This window comes from Oxynema aestuarii AP17 (assembly GCF_012295525.1).
In the GTDB taxonomy this organism is placed as follows: Bacteria; Cyanobacteriota; Cyanobacteriia; order Cyanobacteriales; family Laspinemataceae; genus Oxynema; species Oxynema aestuarii.
The window spans coordinates 774,710-791,008 of the sequence record NZ_CP051167.1; the positions used below are offsets into that span (position 1 = coordinate 774,710).

Sequence of the window (16,299 nt, forward strand, 5' to 3'; positions counted from 1 at the left end):
GCTATCCAATCTCTCAACGCCAAAATCTAAAATCTAAAATCTAAAATCTAAAATCCCATATCTCTCTGATAGAATCGTCGGTTGGATGCTAAGACTCAACCTTGACGAGCATCTACAAACTTAAAACCATCAGTCTCTTAAAAACATGAAACGCAGACATCTTCTCAGTAATGCGGCAATGGGAGGGGCGATCGCTACTGCAGTCGTCGCCTGCGGTCGCACGTCTTCCGGACCGGGGGTGCAAGCGGGCAGTTTACCCCGAATTCGCTGGCAAATGGCCACCAGTTGGCCGAAAACCCTCGATACGATCTTCGGTGGCGCCCAAAGCGTCTGCGATCGCGTCGCCGCCATGACCGACGGACGCTTTCAAATTACCCCGTTTGCGGCGGGAGAATTAGCCCCCGGGTTGCAAGTTTTAGATGCGGTTCAAAGCGGTAGCGTCCAATGCGGTCATACTGCCGGATATTATTACATCGGCAAGAATCCAGCATTTGCTTTTGCTACTGCACTCCCCTTTGGTTTGAACGGTCAACAACAAAATGCTTGGCTGTATCAAGGAGGGGGTTTGGAATTGATGCAAAAACTTTATGCCGATTTCAATATTATTAATTTCCCGGCTGGAAATACCGGAGTTCAAATGGGGGGATGGTTTAAAAAACAGATCGATAGTCTCGCCGATCTCAAGGGTTTAAAAATGCGGATTCCCGGCTTGGGGGGTCAAGTCATGGATCGCTTAGATGTCAACGTCCAAGTGTTACCCGGTGGAGAGATTTATTTAGCCTTAGAACGCGGGGCGATCGATGCGGCGGAGTGGGTCGGTCCTTACGATGACGAAAAACTCGGCTTACAAAATGCCGCCCCTTTCTATTACTATCCCGGCTGGTGGGAACCCGGTCCGACTTTAGAAGTGTTGGTGAACCGATCGCAGTGGGATACGTTGCCGAAAGAATACCAAGAAATTTTTAAAACGGCAGCTTATGAAGCTAATATGACCATGTTGGCGAAATACGACCATCTCAACAGTCAGACCTTACTGAAGTTAATGGAGGGGGGAACCCAGTTCAAGCCGTTTAGCGAAGAGATTATGAAAGCGGCACAAACTGCGTCATTTGAATTGTACGAAGAAAATGCCAGTCAAGAGCCGACGTTTAAGGAAATTTACGAACAGTGGAAGGCGTTTCGCGATCGCCTCTATCAGTGGAATGCGATTAACGAGTTGAGTTTTGCCAATTTTGCATTTAAGGCGCAGTAACGGAACACGTGGCATTCAGTCAATCCGTCCTCACTCGTAAGGTGTCAAGCCCCTTAGCTCACTGAGTTTAAAAAAGATGGTGCGGTTGCTTGGAGATCGTTTATTCTATGGAGAAGGGAATTTGCACTGATGTGGGTTACCTCGAACGAGCATTCCCAACACTACATCAATTTACCTTAAAAAATCCATGAAAAGATTCTTAATTCAGTCCTCTCTGAGCCTATCTCTCTTGGTCACGGGTTGCGTGTCAATTGTCGATGGCGGTCCGTCGTGGTTGGAAGTCGAAACTAATCCCGAGAACGTCGAAGTGAGTTTGACCAAACTGCACAATGATGTCACTACGGAGTTGGTGACGCCGTTTCGGGTCGAACTCGATAAAGGCAGCGATTATCAATTGGTCATCGATACGCCCAATTATCGCTCGGAACAAGTCTTTATCGATCGCAAGATTAACGGCTGGTTTTGGGGAAATATCTTATTAGGCGGTCCGATTGGCATGGCGATCGACTATGCAAACGATAATATGTGGGAACACAACCCCACGTTAATCACCCTGGACTTACAACGGCTCAGTAGTGCGCCCGATACTTTAAAATTAAATGTTCCGGTCAAAGTATTTTACGACGATCGCCCGACGGAAACGCTGTTTTTGCCGATTGTTTTCCGCAAAAAAATTCCCCAACACCGCCGCATGGTTCATTGTTCGGCTGAGGTGATGGCGAATTTACCCGATTATCCCAACTGTCAGTAAGGCTCTCGCGACGGCGATCGCGTGGCGCGATTCTCCTGGGGAGACGCTTTCGCGATCGCCGTCTATAGCATTTTCCTCTGCTATGCAAGACATTGAGATCCCCCTAAATCCCCCTTAAACAGGGGGACTTTCCTCGTCCCCCCCGAAATCCCCCCTTCGCCCCCCTTTGAAAGGGGGGTTGGGGGGATAGGGGGATCGGCACTGTACCTCATCAGATCGCCCGAGTGCGGTAAGTCTAAGTCAACGAGGGCAAAAAGCTGACGATTCCCGGAAAGGCAACGATCGTGACCAAAATCAATAATTGAATTAACACGAACGGAATCGCCCCGCGATAAATATCACCCGTCGTCACTTCCGGCGGGGCAACCCCACGCAAGAAAAACAGGGCAAAGCCAAACGGTGGGGTTAGGAAAGAGGTTTGCAAATTGGCACCTAAAATAACCCCGTACCAGACTAAATCCATTCCCAACTGTTGGGCGACGGGAACGAATAAAGGGACGACGATAAAGGCAATCTCGAAAAAGTCGATAAAAAAGCCGAGTAGAAAGACAGTCAGCATACTGACAAATAAAAACCCGGTTTCGCCGCCGGGAAGATTAGCCAGTAGGTCAAACATGAAACTGTCGCCGTGGAGTCCGCGAAACACGAGGGAAAAAGCGGTCGAACCCAATAAAATAAACATCACCATGCTGCTGGTTCGCAGGGTGACATCGCAGACGTGACCCAAGGATCTCCAGTTAAACTGACGGTTGGCGATCGCCAGGAACATCGCCCCCAAGGCACCCAAGGCTCCAGCTTCCGTCGGCGTGGCAATCCCGAAGAAGATGCTGCCGAGGACGAGCAACACCAAGACCATCGGTGGAATCAAAGCTTTGACTACCCGCAATCCCAAGGCTCGGGCGCCGATATTGCGGACTTCCGGGGGTAAGGGGGGCGCCATATCCGGACGCAGGAAGGCGACCACGAGGACGTGAACGGCAAAGGCGCCCGCCATCAACAGTCCGGGAAGGATCGAACCGATGAATAAATCCCCCACGGAGATGCCGAGTTGGTCGCCGAGGACGACGAGGACGATACTCGGGGGGACGATCTGACCGAGGGTTCCGGAGGCGGCGATCGCCCCGGTAGCCAGTTCTTTGTTATAGCCGTAGCGCAACATGATCGGCAAGGAAATTAAGCCCATCGCGACGACGGTGGCGGCGACGACTCCGGTGGTGGCGGCGAGTAAGGCGCCGACGATCACCACCGCCAGGGCTAACCCGCCGCGCAAGCGTCCGAAGAGGATCCCCATGGTTTCGAGTAGACCTTCGGCGATGCCGGATTTTTCGAGCATCGCCCCCATGAAGATGAAGTAGGGAATCGCCAAGAGGGTGTAGTTTTCCATGATGCCGAAAATGCGCAACGGCATCGCGTTGAGCAACATCGGCTCGAACACCCCTAACGCCATCCCGATTAAGCCGAAGACGATCGCCACCCCGCCGAGGGAAAAGGCGACGGGATAGCCCAGTCCCAGGAAGACAAAGGCTCCGGCGAACATCATCGGGCCGAGCCATTCGTAGTCATAACTCAGACTCATGGCGCTCCTCCTGCGGTTCTAACTGCCCGGTGAAAATCGCAAAATATTGGATCGCTTGGGAGATTCCCTGGAGCGACAATAAGCTGAAGCTGACAATAATGGCCGATTTAATCGGATAGCGGGGTAAGCCGTTGGGATCTGGGGACATTTCCTGAATTTGCCACGATTGGGCGATCGTGTCCCAGGAAAAGAAGATGACCAACAGGCAAAAAGGAATTAGAAATAAGACGGTGCCGAGAAAGTCGATCGCGGCTTTTTGGCGAGGGGACCATCGGCTATAGAGCACGTCTACGCGCACGTGTTCGTCGTGTTTGAGGGCGTAGGCGGCTCCGAGTAGGAAGACGATATCGAAGAGATACCACTGAGTTTCGATCGCGGCGTTCGAGGTGAGATTGGTTCCGACCGCCCGTCCCAGATAGCGCCCGATCGCGTTCCAGACGCCGACGAGAACCATCGCTACGACCAACCACCCGACAAAGCGCCCGATCCACTCGTTACAGGTGTTTATCCATCGAGAAAGTTTTAGGAGAATCTGCAAGGCTACCTTTTCCCCCTTGATTTGGCTGCAGATGACGTATTCTACCGCCGAATGGGGGCTGAGGCGAGCTTTTCCGCTTGTGGCGATCGCCGTTTAGATCCCTTGCTGCCACGCTCGGCTGACCAGATCGCTCAACCAGCGCCGTACGGCGCGATCGAGCAGGCGATCGTCGGCGAGTAGTTCGGCGGTCAAATCTTCTAAGGATTTTCCCTGCGATCGCGCGATGTTAATCACTCCCGCGATCGCGGCGGCGACCAATTCCTCATCCACGGGTTGCTGTCTGAGGTCGATCATTTCTTCAAGACTCGTTGGAATGGGATAATTCATAAACTAGCTCTCGCGACGGGATCGCCGATGAAGAAATCTGAGAATTTTGTTAATTTTTTTTAAGGTTTTTAATTCTGTATTCGGAAGTGTAACGCACTTTCTGTTCCTGTCAACCTTCTCTTTGGTCGATTTATCGGAGTTTATCGGATTCCCATGCAAGAAATCCTCTATATCGAAGTTCCCACGCCGGATACAGAGGCCGTCCGCCAGTGGTTACACCACGGGTTCGAGCCGACCCCCGGCAACAAACGGGTCACTCACAATGGCATAAGAATCGACTTTTGTCAAGACTCCCGTCAAAACTCAACCCTGACGGAGGAAAGCGCCCTGAAAGACGAACTCTCGATTTTTGTCTGGTCGTTGCAGCGAACCACCTATCTCAAAGTGTTTCGATGGGCGATCGCCCCCGTCCCCCACGAACGACAAATCTTGACGAGTCTGACCGAGCAAATCCGCACTCAGTTCCCCAACCGCTATCCCGAACCGCCGGAAATCGACCTCTCCCGACAGTCCATTTTCGAGGCTTTAGCCGCCGACTACCCGTTAACGGTGGAATACTTCCAAAAGATTCCCAACGGCGAATACGATCTCACCCGAGTCTACTGGTGGGAACGGCGCTGGCGCCAGAGCGTCCGCCAACCGGAACGTCCGACCCCGGTGATTTTCCAAAACACTCCGAGGGAGGAAACCGCCCTTGAGGGGGACGAGTGCGAGTTAAAGTACGACTTAATTTACGTCGGCGGCGCGTTGGGCGTCATTCACGCCGCCGTGATGGCTCGACTCGGCTATCGGGTGCTCTTGCTCGAACGAATGCCCTTCGGACGGATGAACCGGGAGTGGAATATTTCTCGTGCCGAATTCCAGAGTGCGATCGATTTGGGCTTATTTACGGCGGCGGAATTTGAAAGTATTATCGCCTGCGAGTATATCGACGGCTTTCACAAGTTTTTCGACGCCAACAACCCGCCCCAGTGTAAAGCGCCAATCTTGCATACGCCGACGGTTCTCAATATCGCGATCGACGCCGATCGCTTCATCCGCTTGTGTGGCGACAAACTGCGCGAAGCTGGGGGCGAAATTTGGGACGAAACCGAATTCGAGCGCGCCGATATCGATCGCGATCGCGCCGCGATTACTTCGACCCACCTACCCACGGGCGAAACCCGCCGCGCCGCCGGACGCTTACTCGTCGATGCGATGGGAACCGCTTCGCCGATTGCGTGGCAACTCAACGGCGGGCGCACCTTTAACAGCGTTTGTCCCACCGTCGGCGCCGTCATCGAAAGCGGTTTCGAGCCGGGGGTGTGGGATTCCCGTTACGGCGACGTTCTCAACAGTCACGGCGATATTTCCCGAGGGCGACAATTGATTTGGGAACTGTTTCCCGCCGCCGGGGACGACCTGACGATCTACCTGTTTCACTACCATCAAGTCCACTCGGATAACCCCGGTTCGTTGTTAGAAATGTATGAAGACTTTTTTACCATTCTGCCGGAGTACCGACGCTGCGATTTAGATAAGTTGCAGTGGAAAAAGGCAACCTTCGGCTACATTCCGGGATATTTTAGTATCGGCAGTGGCGATCGCCAAGTGGCCTTCGATCGCCTGATCGCGATCGGCGATGCCGCCTCGTTGCAATCTCCCCTGGTGTTTACCGGGTTCGGTTCCCTGATTCGCAACATGGGCCGCCTCACCCACCTGCTCGATGTCGCCCTCAAACACGATTTAGTGCAGGCGCGCCATTTAAACCAAATTCGCGCCTATCAGAGCAATATCGCGGTCACCTGGCTATTTTCTAAAGGGATGATGGTGCCGACGGGTCGTTTCATCCCCCCGCAACGGATTAATTCCATGCTCAATACCTTTTTTGGAATTTTAGCCAGCGAAACGGCGGCGATCGCCGATCGCTTCATTAAAGATCGGGTCGATTGGTTCACCTTCAACCGCCTCGCCCTCAAAGCCGCTTGGCAAAATCCCAGCTTGCTCGCCTGGATTTGGGAACTCGCCGGGGCGAAAGATATGTTGCGCTGGGTCGGCAGTTATCTGACGTTTACCGTTCTTTCCTTCTTCGGCTGGCTGTTCGGCTGGTTGCCCGCCCTCACCCGCCGTTCCCGCCCCTGGCTGGAAAAACGCTTTCCCGGTCTGTGGTTCTGGCTGCTCGCCCAAAGTTACGCCCTCACGTCGGGATTGGGTCGTCCCGAGAAAGAATCGGCGTTGCGAGATGCACCCACGATCTCGCCGTCTACCGCCGGAGAGCAGTTTTCCTAGAGGGGATCGAGGGCGCTTAAACATTGAGAGCGATGTTTGAGAGGAGGCGATCGCCGGAGCATCAAACGATTGATGGCAGCCATCGGGTTACCCCAACGCTCTCGACAGTCTATGGTGCCTTATAGGGGTTTGGTGGCCAAACCCCTACTAGATTTTTCTATATTTTCTTTATAAACAGTCTCTTAAACGCAAATTTTAGACAAATTCGTTTAGCGATGTAAAACTGTAAAGAAATATAGTATAGTTTGAATGTAATATTGGGTCGCGATTGCCATACCGTACGAGGACGACCGTTCCTTACCCCAACCTAGGTGAAGCCATTCGCGATCTAGATTGGGGGATAGTCATCAGCTCGGCCTGCCGAAGTGCAAAGCTGGATGGGATGGGAAAAACACCGTTGAGATTGACCGCTTCTTTCCTAACGCTAAGATCTGCCATATCGATCGCAACAGGTTAGAGAATTGGTCTAGAAACGTGCGAGTTTGGACTTGTAGAGAGGATGGGAATCACGATGACCGTACTCTGAGTTGTCCATTCTTCCGGATACGAAATGACAGTGCAAACTTTCCCCAAATCTCCCGAACCCGATCGCCAAGACATTGAAGAGTGCATCACCTGGTTGAGTTTTCATCGGATTTGGGGAACGTTAGTGCCGGAGACGATCGCCGCGATCGCCTCATCCCTGCAACTGTTGCGGGCGGACTCCGATACCACAATCTACGACCAAGAAACCAATTCCAAAGGGTTATATCTGCTCAAGTGGGGGACCGTCGAAATTTATCGGGCCTCCCCCGTCGGTCAAACCCATGTCATCTATCGCAACGCTGGGGAACTGTTCGGCCACATTTCGATCGGGGCGGGGGAAGAAACAGACAATTACTGCTCTGGGGCGAAGACAATTACCTGTAGCGAAATATGGTTCTTGCCTCGCGATCGCTTCGAGGACCTCAAAACCGAGCATCCCAACATTAACAGTGCCATCAATACCCTTTTAGCCCAAGATCTGCGGCGCTTTTCCCAACGTCTGGCCAAGGAACAAGCGCGTATTCAGGGCTTGCAACCCTATGTTCGCCCCGTGCCCCTCAACGAAACCATTATCGGTGAGAGCAAACCCAGCCAGAAACTCGCCACACAGGTGAAACAGGCCGCAGGAGATTTAAAACCCGTATTCCTCCAAGGGCCATCGGGAAGCGGAAAAACCTTTATTGCCGGACTCATTCATCGCCAGTCCGGACTCAAGGATCGGCCCTTCGCCGAAATTGACTGTGCCCAACTGCCCTTAGATGGGGCGGGGGCCGTGAACACCGATCTCTTATTTGGGCAGTATGACGGCCCCCAGGGAGCGATCGCCCTGTTAGAAAGGGGAACATTGGCGATCGATAATATCCAACTCCTCACCCGGGGCGATCGCGATCGACTCGCTCACTACCTGAAAACCGGACATGCCATCCCCAACGCCCCCGTTGAGATGCAGCAGCAGGTGATGGAGCAATCCTCACCCACCCTCTCAGTGCGTCTCATCCTCACCAGTCCCGGGAAACTCCCCTTTTCCGACATCGACGCCCACAGCATCAAACTCTTCACCCTCCCACAACGGAAAAGGGATATCCCCGCCTTCGCCCACCATTTCCTAGACAAATTTTGTCGGGAACAGGGCCGCCCCCCCTTACAACTCGATCGAGCCGACTTACGACGGCTACTCAGCTATGACTATCCCGGCAACATCGGCGAATTGGAAGGAATTTTAAAGCGGGCAGTCGCCATGACCCCCGTGGGACAGTCGGTCATTCCCGAACAAGTGTTGTGGTCTCTCGAATCCCCCAAAAATACCTTTCGAGTAGACTTGCTCAACCAAATTCCTGGGTTGCGACAATTTCTATTGAGTAACTGGTGGCCCAAAGGCATTTGGTGGCCGATGATGTCGATCTTTATCCCCATTACCGTGATGGGATTAATCGGTCCGCAAACTCGGGATGCCAACGTAGCCTTGAACCTATTTTGGGCCTGGTGGTGGCCGTTTTATCTGCTGTTGTTTCCCGTAGTGGGTCGCCTCTGGTGCGCCGTTTGTCCATTTATGATTGTCGGAGAATGGGCCAGAACAGTATCCCTGTGGATCTGGCCGAGGCAGTTATTACCCTGGCCGACCAAATGGCTCAACAAGTGGGGGGCGTGGTTGCTGTGGGCCGGGTTTGTCGCCATTTATCTCTGGGAAAAATTATGGGATCTCCCTCATCGGGCGTATCTGTCGGCGTGGCTGCTGCTGGTGATTACGGCGGGGGCGGTTATTTGTAGCGTCATCTACGAACGCCGCTTGTGGTGTCGCCATCTCTGCCCCATCGGTGGCATGAATGGGATGTTCGCTAAATTGGCGATGCTGGAATTGCGATCGACGCCGCAGGTTTGCGGGACGCAATGTCAGACGTTTGGTTGCTATCGGGGGAGCGATAAGACTCCGGTCAATTTTCCCGATGCCCTGCCCACGGAGGGACAGGCAACGGGGGGCTGTCCTCTGTATTCCCATCCGGCTCAGTTGCCCGATAATCGCGATTGTATGTTTTGTATGACTTGTGTGAAGGCTTGTCCCAACCGTTCGGGACAGTTGAATCTCCGGTTCCCGGCGGCGGATCTTTTGGAAGGACATCGAGGGTTTTGGGCGGAAGTTGCCCTACTGCTATTGCTGTTCGGTGGGGTGTTTATGCACCATTCTGAAGAGATTTTAGGCTGGTTGGGTTGGGGGGATTTGGCGATCGATTCTGATCATTTGGCGATCGCCATTCCGGTCGTTAGCCTCATTTTATCTATTCCCCCGATCCTGACCTATACGGCCCACAAAATCGCTTGCTTCTTTGACTCGGAGATGCCGGAATATCAAACAGTGATTTATGCCTATCTACCCTTGGTACTGGCGGGAAACTTGGCTCATTACTTACCCTCAGCCATGACCGAAGCAGGTCAGATTCTGCCCGTTACCGCTCGCACATTTGGTTTCAGTGGAGAGGGATTGCCCACTCTAACGTGGAGTTTGGAAGTAGCACAGTTTCTGCAAGGGGCGATCTTACTGTTGATTTTAGGATTTAGCATCTTTCCCTTGTTGAAAATCACAGGCCGTCCTCTGGTTAAAACACTTCCCCATCTTATTCTGATGGCGGTCATGGTTGTAGCCTGGTACAGTTTGTTGATTTAATTGTGAAACATTTAAGTTTAAAAGCTTGGGTATGATTGAGCTTTTGGTTGATTTGGGTTTTCCAAAAATTGAGTCTCGTTTGCTTTGACAAACATATTTCAAAAAACATGAAAATCTACAAAAATATCAATGAAGTCATCGGCAATACGCCCTTAATTAGATTGCAGCATTTGCCGCAAGATTACCACTGCAATGCTGAAATCATTTTAAAATTAGAAGGTTTTAACCCAGGGCGATCGATCAAGGATCGAATTGCCGTGAGTATGATTAAAGAAGCAGAAAACGCGGGGTTAATTCAACGGGGGAGTTCGACGATTATTGAGGCGACATCGGGGAATACCGGTATTGGTTTGGGGATGGTCTGTGCGGCGAACGGTTATCGTCTAATTTTGACGATGCCCGATAATATGAGTCAGGAACGGCAACAATTGTTAAAGGCGTATGGGGCTGAAGTGGTCACCACACCAGCTAAATTAGATATGGCTGGTGCGATCGCCCGGGCCAATGAACTTCTGGCGAGTATTCCCAATTCTTTTTCTCCCCAACAGTTTAGTAACCCTGCCAACCCAAAAATTCACTACCTAACGACTGGGCCAGAAATTTGGGCGGATACGGAGGGAAAGATTGATGTTTTGGTGGTTGGTGTAGGGACAGGGGGGACTTTGACGGGGGCAGGTTATTATTTAAAACAGCAAAAACCGGAGTTGAAAATTATTGCCGTGGAGCCAACTGCAAGTGCAGTTTTGAGTGGCAAAAATCGCGGTCTTCATGATATCCAAGGAATTGGTGCGGGTTTTATCCCTGATGTATTACGGGAAGATTTAATCGATGAGGTAGTCCAAGTCACTGAGGAAGAAGCCTACAAATTCGGGCGGCTTTTAGCAGAAAAAGAAGGCATTATGAGTGGAATCTCAACCGGGGCTGTGGTGTCAGTCGCCTTGAAGATTGGGTCTGGTTCGGACTATCGCGATCGCACCATTGTTACGATTCAAGCCAGTGGGGGAGAACGGTATTTGAGTACAAAAATGTTTCAACCGCAATCCGTCGCCGCCGTCGCGGGTTATAACGGTTGAATTAGACGATCGAGAAGAGGTTAGGCGATCTTCTCCACTAGACTCAAAGACTAGGTCAAAGAAAAATAGAACTAGGTGACTAAACCAACCATTTAGCGAATAAATATAGCCAATAAAAACAGCACAAATTAGACCATTTTTGGTATATTAAGTACTGATATTCTTGGTACGATCGGCACTTTACTCAGTTTTGCTGCTGGAAGGAGTTTGAAAGCTCGGCAGTTCGACCGAGGCGAGCGATCGCCGTTTTTTGCTGGTACTTTGCTGGGGATAAACCACCGGGGCGGGCCAATTTCCGCGCCCGGAAGACCCGGCTGAGGGGGGGGCTGAGGGACGATCCTGCTGGGGAGTCGTTTCGAGAACGCCGTGGGGCTGCGGTGGGGGAGTCACCGGGGCGGGCTGAGGCGTCTCGTCAGTTTTCACCTCGATCGTCGGCGTCGTTGCCGGATCGGCTGGTTCGCTCTCACTGGGGCTTTGCGGCGACGCTCCAAAGGAGCCGCTACGCGATCGCTCCCCAGTTTCCACAGACAGCAGGGCCGCCGTCAAGATCGTCGGTTGTTCCCCTTCTAAAGACGGTGCATTTTTCTCGATCAGGGTTTCTAAATCGTGCCAAACCCTTTCCTCGTGGGTCGTCGGCATTTCTGCTTCACCAGGGAGGGGACTCGGTGCGGCGATCGGTGGCAAGGGTTGTAATTGGGGAGCGACGTTCGGCCCTTTAGGGTCTACGGACAGGGGAGAGAGGGTGAACTGACCGCTTACTGGGGACTGGGGTGGGGGGGACTCCGCAGGGGCAGACCAGGGCGAAATTGGCGAAGCTTTGGGCACGATCGACGGTTTGGACAGTTTGGGGCGATCCTCCTGAGTCCTTTCCCCTTTCTCCTTCGCAGACGCTACGCGATTCTTCTGGGGAGACGCTTTGCGATCGCCCGTCTCCAGGGAAGATTCTTCTAACTCCAGTTCCTGGGGGGGAGTGTCTTGCAACTGTTCTAAAATTTTGGCTTTTTCCCCGGGAACGTCGAGGCACTTTTCTAAAGCCGCTTTAAATTGTAAAGTATGGCGTTGCTGGCGTTGTAGGCGCGATCGCAGTTCCCGACAAACCGTTTCCGTTTGATAGAGAACTTGGGACTGTTCGTTATAGCGTTCTTGGGTTAACGCGCATTCCCGTTCCATTTGCGCCAACCGTTCTTGAGAGGTTTGCAACTGTTGCGACAGTCGGGCGATCGTTCCTTGTTGTTTTTCACTCAGTTGGTGCAACGTTTCGAGTTCTTTCCCTAAATGGGCGATTTGTTCCCGGGTGCCTTGTAGTTCTTCGTTGCGTTGTTCTAATAAATTTTGTTGGGATAACGCGCGCGATCGCTGCTGTTGCAACGACTGACGGCACTCTTGCAATACCGTTTCGAGTTGTTCGATCCGTCCGTTGAGTTCCCGATTGTCTTGGGTCAGCCGTTCGATCACCGCATCCCGCGCCCCCGCCATCAACTTCTCGACCGCTTTTTCCGGTGGCTTCGCTTGCGATTCCGCCTTCGGTTGCTCGCTTTCCTGGCTTTGTTCCTCTAACGCTTTAATACTGAGTGCACCGGGAAAGTCCACCGTTTCCCAACCGTCATCGCGATTTTCACTCGATTCCGTGGGTGGCGTTTCCGAAGGATCGGGGGTTCCTTGCTCCGAAGCAGGAAGCTCCGACGGGGCGATCGATTCGCTCGGTTCGGGTAAATTCCGGTTCTTGGGGGTTTCAGCTTCACTCATCGGTTTGACTCGGATATAGGACGGCGCGTTACTACGACTCGCTCGCGTTCGCTTTGCCAATAGTTTATCGAAAATTTCAGGGCTTTGTTGGGCGGAGTAGGGAGTCGGCGATCGCGAATAATCTCAAATCTCAAATCTCAAATCCCAAATCGATCGCCATTGTTGTAGATTAGGGAAAGAAGCTGTAACTAAATAATTGAACACTATAATTGAACACTTCTAGACATTATTGTCGGATTGGGTAATGATTGTGAGGTAGTTTAGATTGGGAGAATGATATAGAATTGTATTCGCTATGTGTGAAGAGTTTGAAACTGAAGTGGTAATTATCAACAAATCTTCCTCAGAGGTGAGTTTTGAGCAAGAGTTGGTAACAGAAATGCTTGAACTAATTACCCTGTTCTCTGCAAGTCTTTAAGGTTCGCGTTCCCATAAGAACAAGAAGCTGATTGATAGCATGGCCAAAGCGGTAGAGGATGTATGCTCTGAGGTTTTAAGACTGAACTGAAATTAAACAATTCCGAGCGAGCAGCATTAGCCAAACACGCAGGAGTCGCCCGTCATGCTTGGAACTGGGGACTAAACTTAACCAAACAAATACTAGAGTACAATCGGGATAATCCAGAGGATAAAATTAAGTTTCCCACAGCGATTGACCTGCATAAGTGGCTGGTGACCGTGGTCAAGCCCGAATGTCCCTGGTACTACGAAGTCAGTAAATGCGCTCCTCAGTACGCTCTCAAACAGTTGTCTGACGCTTGGAAACAAGCATTCAAGAAAGTTAAGAAACCACCAAGGTTTAAGAAAAAAGGACGTGCTGACAGTTTCACGGTTGATGGTTCGCTCTCCGTTGACCGTTTTCGAGTTCAAGTTCCTGTGATGGGCTGGCTTAAAACATTCGAGCGCTTGCCTACCGAATATCAACCTAAGTCCTTCACAATTAGTCGTAAAGCCGACAGATGGTTTATTAGCTGGAAAATTGAAGTCGAGCCAACCAATGAGCCTAAAACCCATGCTGTTGTTGGCGTTGACTTTGGGGTTAAAGCCCTAGCCACCCTATCAACGGGTGAGGGATTTGAAGGGGCTAAGAGTTATCGCAAACACGAGAAAAAACTCTCACGATGGCAATGGCTGAATCGTCATAAAAAGTATGGTTCGGCCAATTGGAAAAAAGCCCAAATCAAGATAGCCCGCTTGCACCGAAAAATAGCCAACATCCGCAAAGACACATTACATAAGCTTACGACCTATTTAGCCAAAAACCACAGCCGAATAGGGATTGAGGATTTAAATGTCTCTGGGATGTTGGCCAACCACAAATTAGCCAAAGCGATCGCCGATATGGGCTTCTATGAGTTCAGACGGCAGTTGGAGTACAAATGCCAGTTGTATGGAGCCACCTTAATTGTGGTTGACCGATGGACTCCCTCAACCAAGACCTGCACTAGATGTCACGCCAAAAAAGACTCAATACCCTTGTCAAAAAGAGTTTTCCGGTGTGAAAACTGTGGTCTGGAAATTGAGCGGGATTTCAATGCCGCCATTAATTTGGAGATCGCCGCCAGTTAGGTGGTGTTAGCCTGTGGACTGGTGAGTGCGGACACTACCAGGATGAAGCAGGAAGTAGGTTCCAAAGATGTCCACTTGTGGGTGGCTTTGGGTAAGTCTTATGTAACGGAGTATTGTAAAGTTTAACTGAATACATAGTCAAGTATAGTCATTCCTGTTAAGATATAACCATGAAACTCTCAGACTATGCCAAAAAAGCCGGGGTGAGTTATCAAACGGCGTGGAGATGGTGGCAAAAAGGTCATCTAACGGGCTATCAACTTCGGGAACAATTATCATTACCGAAGAAGGGAAGAAGAAAACCGAGAGAATGGCCTGTATTTATGCCAGAGTCTCTAGTGCAGAAAATAAAGATCACCTTGAGCGACAAGCGGAACGGTTAAAAGATTATGCTATTGCTAGAGGCTATCAAATTTATAAAGTCGTCAAAGAAATTGGCAGTGGTTTAAATGATAATCGTCCAAAATTGGCTAAGGTTTTAACCGATTCCCATTACGATATATTGATAGTGGAGCATAAAGACCGTTTGGCGAGGTTGGGGACAAATTACCTTGAGATCCGGTTAAAAGAGAGGGGAAAAACCGTTGAGATTGTCAATCATAGCGAGGATCGACAAGATGAATTGGTGGAAGATTTAATTGCTATCATTACTTCATTCTGTTCTCGTCTTTATGGATGAAGACGCTCGAAACGGAAAACCGAAAAAATTATTGCCGAATTAAAGGAACGCTAGTGAAATTAGTCGAAAGACATATAATCAAAAAAGGTCATAGGTTTTGGGATGAGATCGATGAGTTATCATGGCATTCCAAAAATCTCTACAATGCGGCTAATTATCTAATCCGTCAAAACTTTATTTATGGTCATGGTTACTTGAACTATAACCGGATGGATAAATTAATGCAGAAGACGGAGCAATATCGCGCTTTACCAGCTAAAGTCTCTCAACAGGTGTTACGAGGATTAGACAAAAACTGGCAATCCTTTTTTGCCGCCAATCAAGCCTACAAAGTCAACAAGGAGAAGTTTTTAGTCAACCCGAAAATCCCCAAATATAAAAACACTCAGAAAGGTCGTCAATTATTGGTGTACGTGAAACAGGCTCTAAGTAAAGTGGCTTTAAAAAAAGGTAAAATCAAATGCTCAAAAACCCAAATTTGGAGACTTCTGTAGCCGAAAAAGTAGTGGAGGTGAGAATCGTTCCTCGATGCGATTGTTATATCATTGAGGTCATTTATGAAGAAGTAGAACAAACATTGAAATCCAATGAATGGGTCGCTAGTGTGGATTTAGGTGTAGATGTTTTAATGGCTGTAACTTCTAATCAACCGGACTTTGTTCCTCTGTTGATAAATGGCAGTCGCAGGTACATAAACGCACACTTTAATATCAAAAAAACAGGGAGTGCGTTTATGTACCTGCGACCCTTAAAAAGCCTGAATCAATTCTACAATAAACGAAAAGCCTTTCTCCAATCCCAATTAAAAGGAAATCGACCCACCTCTAAGAGAATCCAGCGTCTGACTCGATGCCGAAATCAAAAAGTGGAGAACTATCTCCATCGAGCCAGCCGTTATCTGGTCAATCTACTCGTTAACCGAAATATCACCACCTTAGTGATTGGCAAAAATGAAGGTTGGAAACAAAATGCCAAGATGGGGAAAGTGAACAACCAAAAATTTGTGGGGATTCCTTTCAACCGTCTGATTGAAATGTTGACTTATAAATGTCAATTACTAGGGATTAAAGTGGCGATCGCTGAAGAGAGTTATACGAGTCAGTCGAACTTTTTCAACTTAGATCCGCTTCCGGTTTATGGAGAAACGGTAAAAGTTCCTAAGTTTACGGGAAAAAGAATTAAAAGAGGTCTTTACCGGACTGATACAGGATTCTTGTGTCAAGCGGATATCTTAGGCTCCTATAATATCTTAAGAAAAGCATTCCCAAATGCCTTTATGGGCTATGGGATAGAGAGGTGCGTAGTTCACGATTATGAGAATTAATCTCTGGAAGCC

The 16,299-nt window shown here is 50.1% G+C and carries 12 protein-coding genes and 2 pseudogenes; 10 read left to right on the top strand and 4 right to left on the bottom strand.

Translation table 11 applies throughout. From position 1 onward, the window contains the following. The first annotated feature begins 145 nt into the window (after positions 1 to 145). Together HCG48_RS03155 and HCG48_RS03160 are read left to right on the top strand one after the other, a co-directional pair. The gene (locus HCG48_RS03155; protein WP_168567859.1) at positions 146 to 1,252 is read left to right on the top strand and encodes a TRAP transporter substrate-binding protein; all 1,107 of its coding nucleotides are present in this window, start codon (positions 146 to 148) and stop codon (positions 1,250 to 1,252) included. Positions 1,253 to 1,439: 187 nt separating this feature from the next. Beyond that, positions 1,440 to 2,003: a hypothetical protein gene (locus tag HCG48_RS03160; protein ID WP_168567860.1), complete on the top strand. Its 564-nt coding sequence runs from the start codon at positions 1,440 to 1,442 to the stop codon at positions 2,001 to 2,003. A gap of 235 nt (positions 2,004 to 2,238) precedes the next feature. Here HCG48_RS03160 and HCG48_RS03165 read toward each other — a convergent pair whose 3' ends face one another. The 3 genes from HCG48_RS03165 to HCG48_RS03175 form a co-directional block, all read right to left on the bottom strand. Then, positions 2,239 to 3,579 (bottom strand): TRAP transporter large permease, encoded by a 1,341-nt coding sequence (locus tag HCG48_RS03165; RefSeq protein WP_210437158.1) that lies wholly within the window; start codon positions 3,577 to 3,579, stop codon positions 2,239 to 2,241. After that, positions 3,563 to 4,117: a TRAP transporter small permease subunit gene (locus HCG48_RS03170; RefSeq protein ID WP_168567861.1), complete on the bottom strand. Its 555-nt coding sequence runs from the start codon at positions 4,115 to 4,117 to the stop codon at positions 3,563 to 3,565. Before HCG48_RS03170 ends, HCG48_RS03165 begins: the two co-directional genes overlap by 17 nt. 93 nt (positions 4,118 to 4,210) lie before the next feature. Beyond that, positions 4,211 to 4,444, bottom strand: coding sequence for a hypothetical protein (locus tag HCG48_RS03175; protein ID WP_168567862.1), 234 nt, complete (start codon positions 4,442 to 4,444; stop codon positions 4,211 to 4,213). A 153-nt stretch (positions 4,445 to 4,597) separates the two neighbouring features. On the opposite strand from HCG48_RS03175, the gene HCG48_RS03180 reads away from it, so the two are divergent. The 3 genes from HCG48_RS03180 (at position 4,598) to cysK (ending at position 10,969) form a co-directional block, all read left to right on the top strand. Continuing rightward, complete coding sequence (locus HCG48_RS03180; RefSeq protein ID WP_168567863.1) at positions 4,598 to 6,712, top strand: NAD(P)/FAD-dependent oxidoreductase; 2,115 nt, start codon at positions 4,598 to 4,600, stop codon at positions 6,710 to 6,712. A 550-nt stretch (positions 6,713 to 7,262) separates the two neighbouring features. Then, entirely contained in the window at positions 7,263 to 9,896 is a 2,634-nt protein-coding gene (locus tag HCG48_RS03185; protein ID WP_168567864.1) for an AAA-type ATPase lid domain-containing protein, read from the top strand. A gap of 107 nt (positions 9,897 to 10,003) precedes the next feature. Then, a complete protein-coding gene (gene cysK, locus HCG48_RS03190; protein ID WP_168567865.1) occupies positions 10,004 to 10,969 on the top strand; it encodes a cysteine synthase A in 966 nt (321 codons plus the stop codon). Positions 10,970 to 11,149: 180 nt separating this feature from the next. On the opposite strand, the gene HCG48_RS03195 is transcribed toward cysK, so the two are convergent. Further along, a complete protein-coding gene (locus HCG48_RS03195) occupies positions 11,150 to 12,715 on the bottom strand; it encodes a hypothetical protein (RefSeq protein ID WP_168567866.1) in 1,566 nt (521 codons plus the stop codon). A gap of 283 nt (positions 12,716 to 12,998) precedes the next feature. Between HCG48_RS03195 and HCG48_RS27000 the strand changes: the two are divergent. The 5 genes and pseudogenes from HCG48_RS27000 to HCG48_RS03210 form a co-directional block, all read left to right on the top strand. Beyond that, positions 12,999 to 13,223 (top strand): annotated as a pseudogene (locus HCG48_RS27000) (recombinase family protein); the annotation flags it as partial. Next, a pseudogene (locus tag HCG48_RS03200) lies at positions 13,217 to 14,284 on the top strand (RNA-guided endonuclease InsQ/TnpB family protein); the annotation flags it as partial. The pseudogenes HCG48_RS27000 and HCG48_RS03200, both read left to right, overlap by 7 nt. Before the next feature lie 226 nt (positions 14,285 to 14,510). Next, positions 14,511 to 14,963, top strand: coding sequence for an IS607 family transposase (locus tag HCG48_RS03205; protein WP_246260067.1), 453 nt, complete (start codon positions 14,511 to 14,513; stop codon positions 14,961 to 14,963). Beyond that, positions 14,960 to 15,457 (top strand): transposase, encoded by a 498-nt coding sequence (locus tag HCG48_RS25740; protein ID WP_246259773.1) that lies wholly within the window; start codon positions 14,960 to 14,962, stop codon positions 15,455 to 15,457. Before HCG48_RS03205 ends, HCG48_RS25740 begins: the two co-directional genes overlap by 4 nt. Further along, complete coding sequence (locus tag HCG48_RS03210) at positions 15,424 to 16,287, top strand: RNA-guided endonuclease InsQ/TnpB family protein (protein ID WP_246259874.1); 864 nt, start codon at positions 15,424 to 15,426, stop codon at positions 16,285 to 16,287. Before HCG48_RS25740 ends, HCG48_RS03210 begins: the two co-directional genes overlap by 34 nt. Positions 16,288 to 16,299 lie beyond the last annotated feature (12 nt).

Excerpts from the sequence above, each read along its gene's own strand:
- HCG48_RS03155 (WP_168567859.1), top strand. The coding sequence starts at position 146 with ATGAAACGCAGACATCTTCTCAGTAATGCGGCAATGGGAGGGGCGATC.
- HCG48_RS03160 (WP_168567860.1), top strand. The coding sequence starts at position 1,440 with ATGAAAAGATTCTTAATTCAGTCCTCTCTGAGCCTATCTCTCTTGGTC.
- HCG48_RS03165 (WP_210437158.1), bottom strand. The coding sequence starts at position 3,579 with ATGAGTCTGAGTTATGACTACGAATGGCTCGGCCCGATGATGTTCGCC.
- HCG48_RS03175 (WP_168567862.1), bottom strand. The coding sequence starts at position 4,444 with ATGAATTATCCCATTCCAACGAGTCTTGAAGAAATGATCGACCTCAGA.
- HCG48_RS03180 (WP_168567863.1), top strand. The coding sequence starts at position 4,598 with ATGCAAGAAATCCTCTATATCGAAGTTCCCACGCCGGATACAGAGGCC.
- HCG48_RS03185 (WP_168567864.1), top strand. The coding sequence starts at position 7,263 with ATGACAGTGCAAACTTTCCCCAAATCTCCCGAACCCGATCGCCAAGAC.
- cysK (WP_168567865.1), top strand. The coding sequence starts at position 10,004 with ATGAAAATCTACAAAAATATCAATGAAGTCATCGGCAATACGCCCTTA.
- HCG48_RS03195 (WP_168567866.1), bottom strand. The coding sequence starts at position 12,715 with ATGAGTGAAGCTGAAACCCCCAAGAACCGGAATTTACCCGAACCGAGC.
- HCG48_RS03205 (WP_246260067.1), top strand. The coding sequence starts at position 14,511 with ATGGTGGCAAAAAGGTCATCTAACGGGCTATCAACTTCGGGAACAATT.
- HCG48_RS25740 (WP_246259773.1), top strand. The coding sequence starts at position 14,960 with ATGAAGACGCTCGAAACGGAAAACCGAAAAAATTATTGCCGAATTAAA.
- HCG48_RS03210 (WP_246259874.1), top strand. The coding sequence starts at position 15,424 with ATGCTCAAAAACCCAAATTTGGAGACTTCTGTAGCCGAAAAAGTAGTG.